This is a genomic window from Arthrobacter sp. H14, from assembly GCF_000520495.1.
Lineage (GTDB): Bacteria > Actinomycetota > Actinomycetes > Actinomycetales > Micrococcaceae > Arthrobacter_C.
This window is the reverse complement of sequence record NZ_KI914635.1, coordinates 39,639-44,431: the sequence shown is the minus strand read 5'-3', so window position 1 is coordinate 44,431 and position 4,793 is coordinate 39,639. Positions and strand designations below refer to the sequence as shown.

Genomic DNA, 4,793 nt, shown 5'->3' with positions numbered 1-4,793 from the left:
GCACAGCCCCGCCGAGCACTTGGCGGACGCCTTCGCGGAAGCGGAAGTTACCGGTGAACGCGGCGTCCGGCTGCGGGAAGTCGCGTTCGTGACGATGATCAGCCTGCGGGTGGACCCATCCAGCGACGTGGCAGCCAAGCTGGCAGAAGTCCTCGGCACAACCCTGCCTGCCCGCTGCGGCCAAACCGCTACGGGAGAAGGCCACACCGTGCTATGGCAGGGACCGGATGAGTTCCTGGTAATCAGCGACGACGACGCCGGTCCGCTGGTGCAGGCGCTCGCCGGCAACCTGGAGGGTAACCCGGGATCGGTGGTCGATGTTTCGGCGAACCGGACCACGCTGGAGCTGTCCGGACCCTCCGCCCGCGCCGTGCTGGAGAAGAGCTGCGCACTGGATCTGCATCCACGCGCCTTTGCTCCGGGCACTGCAGTATCCACAGTGCTCGCCGGAGTCCCGGTCGTGCTGTGGCAACTCGACGGCGCACCCACCTACCGGCTGATGCCGCGGGCGTCGTTCGCGGACTACCTGGGCCGCTGGCTGGTCGATGGCATGGCCGAATTCGCCGCGCCGGAGATCCCCGGCGCACAGCCGGTTCCGGCCGCACGCCGGACCGCGTCGGCTGCAGCAGGGAACAGGCCAGAGGCGGACTGAAATGGCACTGAGCGCGCTGGATCTGTACTCGGTCGGCATCGGGCCGTCGTCGTCGCATACCGTCGGGCCGATGCGGGCGGCGAAGCAATTCGTTGCCGCTGTCGCCGAAGAGCTTGGCCTGGATGCGGTGAAACGTGTTCAGGCTGAACTCTTCGGCTCGCTCGGAGCCACCGGCGTCGGGCATGGTTCCGACAAAGCGGTGATCCTTGGGCTGACGGGCGAGGATCCCGAAACGGTCGACGCGCTCGGTGCCGATGAGGCGGAGCGGCAGATCTGCGACGAAGGCAAACTCGCCCTGAACGGAACGCACCCGGTGCGCTTCGACCGGGCCACCGACGTCACGTTGCACCGCCGCAAGTCGCTGCCCGCGCACCCCAACGGCATGGCGTTCCGCGCCTTCGATGAAAATGGCACGGTGCTGGACGAGCGGATATACTACTCGATCGGCGGCGGTTTCGTGGTCACCGAGGAAGCCGCCGACCAGGACCGCATCGTCGAGGACGAGACCAAAGTGCCATACCCGTTCAGTAGCGGGGACGAACTGGTGCAGCAGTGCCGCGAACACGGGTTGTCGATCAGCGAATTGATGATGGCCAATGAACAGTCCTGGCGCCCGGCGGAGGAAGTCCGCGCGGAGCTGCTGCACATCTGGGCCGTTATGCAGGAATGCGTCAACAACGGCTGCACCACCGAGGAGACTATTCTTCCCGGCGGGCTGAAGGTGAAGCGGCGGGCCGCCAAACTGCATCGGCAGCTGACCGAGGAAGCAGACGATCTGGACCCGATCCGCGCGATGGACTGGGTCAACCTTTTCGCGCTCGCGGTGAACGAGGAGAACGCTGCCGGCGGACGCGTGGTCACCGCACCAACCAATGGGGCGGCCGGCATCGTGCCCGCGGTGCTGCATTATTACGCCAAGTTCATTCCCGGAGCCGACGACGACGGCGTGGTCCGCTACCTGCTGACCGCGGCCGCCATCGGAATCCTGTTCAAGGAAAACGCGTCAATCTCCGGAGCGGAAGTAGGATGCCAGGGCGAAGTGGGATCCGCGTGTTCGATGGCGGCAGCCGGCTTGTGCGAAGTCATCGGTGGGACGGTGGAACAGGTGGAAAACGCCGCCGAGATTGGGATCGAGCACAACCTTGGGCTCACCTGCGATCCGGTGGGCGGACTGGTGCAGATTCCGTGCATCGAACGGAACGCCATTGCCAGTTCGAAGGCGATTAATGCAGCTAGGCTTTCCCTCAAGGGCGATGGCCGCCACACGGTGTCGCTCGACCAGGCTATTAAGACCATGCGCGATACAGGAGCCGACATGAAATCGAAATACAAGGAAACCTCCCGTGGCGGTCTGGCCGTAAACGTGATTGCGTGCTGACATGACCGTCACCGAAAACAAGCCAGCAGCGTCGGCGACCGGGACCGCCGTCGAACACGTCCTGACTCTGGACTGTGCCGAAAGCCCCGGAATTGTCCATGCCGTATCCGGATTCCTCGTGGAGCACGGCTGCGACATCATCGACAACAAGCAGTTCGGAGACCGGCGCGCTGGCCGCTTCTACATGCGCGTGCATGTCACCTCAACTGCCGGCGGTACTGCTGCCGACGAGTGGACGGCACAGTTGCGCGCCGCCTTTGAGCCGATTGCCGAACGGTATGGCATGCGTTGGAACCTGGACCGGCACGGCAGGAAACAGCGCGTGCTGATCATGGTGTCCAAATTCGGACACTGCCTCAATGATCTGTTGTTCCGCGCCCGGAGCGGCGAGTTGCCGATCGAAATTGTCGCCGTCGTGTCCAACCACCTGGACCACAAAGCACTGGTGGACTGGCACGGCATTCCGTATTTCCACCTGGCGGTCACGCCTGATACCAAGGCGGACGCGGAGGCGCGATTGCTGGAGGTGATCGACGAGAAAGACGTCGAACTCATTGTTCTGGCCCGCTATATGCAGGTGCTCAGCGATGAACTCAGCGCCAAACTCAGCGGTAGATGCATCAACATTCACCACTCGTTCCTGCCCAGCTTCAAAGGGGCCAAGCCGTACCACCAGGCGTACGAACGCGGCGTCAAAACCGTGGGGGCGACCGCGCATTACGTCGACGCGGAGCTGGATGAAGGCCCGATTATTGCCCAGCAGGTGATCGACGTCGACCATACCTACGGGCCGGAGGACCTGGTCGCCGCCGGGCGGGATACCGAGTGCCGGGCGCTGACCAATGCCGTTCGCTGGCATTGCGAGGGACGGGTCATCCTCTCAGGTGGCCGGACCGTCATACTGCGTTAGAACGGCGAGGTCCCCGGCGGAAACTAATGCACAGCACGGGCGCGATTACTTAGGCACGTCTGCGACACCCGTGTACGTCGCATAGCCGGGGCGTCCTGCCCATTCGTAAACCTGGATTGCGAGTCCGCGCGGGGTGGTCTGGTTGCTGGTAAGGCTCAGCCCCGCCGGCGCTCCGCCGTCGGGAAAGAGACGTCGGCCGTATCCGAGGATAATTGGGGCGACCACGAGCCGAAATTCGTCGATCAGCCCTGCTGCCAGCAGGGACTGGGTAAGCCTGGCACTTCCGTGGATCTGGAGTTCCCGTCCGGGTTGCTGTTTGAGCGCTGCGACCTGGGCTGGGACATCGCCGGAGAGGATCGTGGTTGGGTCCCATGTTCCCGCTGTAAGGGTATGGGAGGCGACGTATTTCGGCAGGCTGTTCATGAGCAAGGTGAAGGGGTCGCCCGGGTCGGTTATCTGTGGCCAGTCCCTCGCGAAGGCGTCATAGGTTCGTCGGCCGAGTAGGAGAGCGTCGGCCTGGTCGAGCCATTCCGAGGCCTGGCGGATGAACGCTTCATCCATGTGGTCGACGAACCATCCGCCCTGGGTAAATCCGTCGCTGGTGTCTTCTTCGGGCGAGCCTGGTCCCTGCGATACGCCGTCCAGGCTTAAAAACTCAGTAACTGTCAGCTTCATGCTCTCATCCTCGTCCGGATTGAATGTCCAAGCCAGTGACTCGACGAGTTCGGCGTGGCAAATACATCAACATCCACCACTCGCTCGTGCCCAGCGTCATTTACGTCGCTATCCAATATCGGTGCTTGAGCGGTGTACCGTTCCCTGGTGCTTCGGGGTCCTCGAGTAGAGCTCCGGCGCTCTCAATGATTCGAATCGATCCAAGGTTGTCCACGTCGCAGGTAACCAGGGCTTGGCCAATCCCCAGCCCGCGTGCAACATCCAGCGACCGCTGCAGAATTTGCCTACCGTAACCCTTGCGGCGGAACCCCGGGCCGGACCGCATAGCCGATATGACCCCCGACCTGAAGGAGGAAGTCGTTGAGGCAATGCCGGATCGAGACTCGTCCGACCAATTGTCCTTCGGCTTCGGCGACGAGAAAGGTTGCGGGCACCCGGCCCTCGGGGACATCGATTCCCCGGCGTGCGTTTTACAAGCGCACCAGATAGTCGGTCCAAGAGTCCGCCTGTTGGAAACCAAGGAGGAAGGTGAAATCCTCCCGTTCGAGTTCCTCATGGGACAGCAACGCCTGCTTCTCATCGGCCGCATCCAGGGCCCGGAGCCGTAGTCCATTCACCGACGTCACTTGTCCTCCCACAGTTCGGGGATCCGGCGGATGGTCGCGTCGCCATCCGGGCGCATTTCAACCAAACCTATCTGGTTCATTCGGAAGGCGTCACCGCGATTCACGCGCCGGCCATCTGTGACGGTCACGTGTGGGCGGTAGTTCTCCCCGGAAAAGTGCGGGCTGGTGATGGCGGCGCCGTTTTCGGAAAGCGCCCGGACGGTGTCCTCATGCAGCCGCTGAAGGACGTCGCTGTGTTCCACGAGCGACACCGGAACCGTCCGCCGGCTCCCGAACATGTCGTCTTTGCCGATGCGGAGTTCAGTCCCCAAAGCGGCGCGGGCTGGTTGACCGAGGATTTCGGCCAGCCGACCCGGCGGAAGTTCAGAGCTGAAATGCGTCAGCGTGATGTGCAGCGGCCATGCGCCACGGCTGAAGATCATGCCGCGGTGGACCGGATCGATGAACGCAGCAGCAACGAAGGTGGCCATGTCAGGAGTATCGCACGGTTGCCGAAGCGCTACCTCCCGTTGGTTCCGGCGCCGGCCGGCTCGGCTTCCTCATCGGTGTACT

7 protein-coding genes are annotated in these 4,793 nt (G+C 63.2%); 3 read left to right on the top strand and 4 right to left on the bottom strand.

Annotation, left to right across the window (positions count from 1 at the left end):
- The 3 genes from Y707_RS23630 to purU all read left to right on the top strand — a co-directional run.
- On the top strand, positions 1–652 hold a 652-nt coding region (locus Y707_RS23630), incomplete at its 5' end, for a sarcosine oxidase subunit gamma (RefSeq protein WP_081744626.1).
- 1 nt (position 653) lies between these two features.
- On the top strand, positions 654–2,030 hold the full coding sequence (locus Y707_RS0105090; RefSeq protein ID WP_026534272.1) for an L-serine ammonia-lyase: 1,377 nt from the start codon (positions 654–656) through the stop codon (positions 2,028–2,030).
- A gap of 1 nt (position 2,031) precedes the next feature.
- Entirely contained in the window at positions 2,032–2,940 is a 909-nt protein-coding gene (gene purU / locus Y707_RS0105085; protein WP_026534271.1) for a formyltetrahydrofolate deformylase, read from the top strand.
- A 45-nt stretch (positions 2,941–2,985) separates the two neighbouring features.
- On the opposite strand, the gene Y707_RS0105080 is transcribed toward purU, so the two are convergent.
- The 4 genes from Y707_RS0105080 to Y707_RS0105070 form a co-directional block, all read right to left on the bottom strand.
- Complete coding sequence (locus Y707_RS0105080) at positions 2,986–3,615, bottom strand: dihydrofolate reductase family protein (RefSeq protein ID WP_026534270.1); 630 nt, start codon at positions 3,613–3,615, stop codon at positions 2,986–2,988.
- Positions 3,616–3,715: 100 nt separating this feature from the next.
- Positions 3,716–4,066 carry a GNAT family N-acetyltransferase gene (locus Y707_RS33415; protein WP_442853279.1) on the bottom strand — a complete coding sequence of 117 codons (351 nt, stop codon included), beginning with the start codon at positions 4,064–4,066 and terminating at the stop codon, positions 3,716–3,718.
- 19 nt (positions 4,067–4,085) lie between these two features.
- A complete protein-coding gene (locus tag Y707_RS32090) occupies positions 4,086–4,241 on the bottom strand; it encodes a hypothetical protein (RefSeq protein ID WP_216699206.1) in 156 nt (51 codons plus the stop codon).
- On the bottom strand, positions 4,238–4,711 hold the full coding sequence (locus Y707_RS0105070; RefSeq protein ID WP_026534268.1) for a 2'-5' RNA ligase family protein: 474 nt from the start codon (positions 4,709–4,711) through the stop codon (positions 4,238–4,240). Before Y707_RS0105070 ends, Y707_RS32090 begins: the two co-directional genes overlap by 4 nt.
- Between the last annotated feature and the right edge of the window lie 82 nt (positions 4,712–4,793).